The following is a 1,089-nucleotide window of genomic DNA, read 5'->3' on the forward strand; positions in this document are numbered from 1 at the left end:
CTGGCCGTTGATCGCGCCCGCCGCCGACGACCCCGCCGCCGGGCGGTCAGACGCCGGTCGCGATCAACGGCCAGCTACGGGTGTGCGGGGCCAACCTGTGCAACCAGTACGGCAAGCCGATCCAGTTGCGCGGCATGAGCACCCACGGCATCCAGTGGTTCGCCAACTGCCTCAACGACGCCTCGCTCGACGCGCTCGCCGACGACTGGCGGGCCGACCTGCTGCGGATCGCCATGTACGTCCAGGAGGACGGCTACGAGACCGACCCGGCCGGCTTCACCAACCGGGTCAACACCCTGGTCGACGAGGCCGAGCAGCGCGGCATGTACGCGCTGATCGATTTCCACACCCTGACGCCGGGCGACCCGATGCACAACCTCGCCCGGGCCAAGACCTTCTTCGCCGCCGTCTCCGCCCGCAACGCCGCCAAGAAGAACGTCATCTACGAGATCGCCAACGAACCCAACGGCGTCAGCTGGGCGACCATCAAGAGCTATGCCGAGCAGGTCATTCCGGTGATCCGCGCCAACGACCCGGACGCGGTGGTCGTGGTCGGCACCCGCGGCTGGTCCTCGCTGGGCGTCTCCGACGGCTCCAACGCCAACGAGGTCATCAACAACCCGGTGAACGCGACCAACGTGATGTACACGTTCCACTTCTACGCCGCGTCCCACCGGGACAACTACCGGGCCGAGGTGGAGCGGGCCGCCGCCCGGTTGCCGCTGTTCGTCACCGAGTTCGGCACGGTGGACTACACCGGTGACGGTGGGGTCGACGCCGCCAGCAGCAACGCCTGGCTCGACCTGTTGGACCGCCTGAAGATCAGCTACGCGAACTGGACCTACTCGGACAAGGCCGAGGGCAGCGCCGCGCTGCGGCCGGGCACCTGTGCCGGGGGCACCTACACCGGCCCGGGCGTGCTCACCGAGTCGGGCGCCCTGATCCGGGACCGCATCCGTACGCCGGACAACTTCCCCACCGCCTGATCCCGTTCCCACGTGAGGCCCCGCCACACCCGGCGGGGCCTCGCCGTGCTCCCTTGAACGAACGGGGCGCCGGCCGGCGGAGGACCCGCCGCGGGGCCCTGTC

At 69.9% G+C, this 1,089-nt stretch carries 1 pseudogene; it reads left to right on the plus strand.

Annotation, left to right across the window (positions count from 1 at the left end):
* Nucleotides 1–17: 17 nt before the first annotated feature.
* A pseudogene (locus F6X68_RS32755) lies at nt 18–986 on the plus strand (glycoside hydrolase family 5 protein); the annotation flags it as partial.
* Between the last annotated feature and the right edge of the window lie 103 nt (nt 987–1,089).

Origin of the sequence: Micromonospora sp. AMSO12t (assembly GCF_008806585.1) — a bacterium.
Lineage (GTDB): Bacteria > Actinomycetota > Actinomycetes > Mycobacteriales > Micromonosporaceae > Micromonospora > Micromonospora reichwaldensis.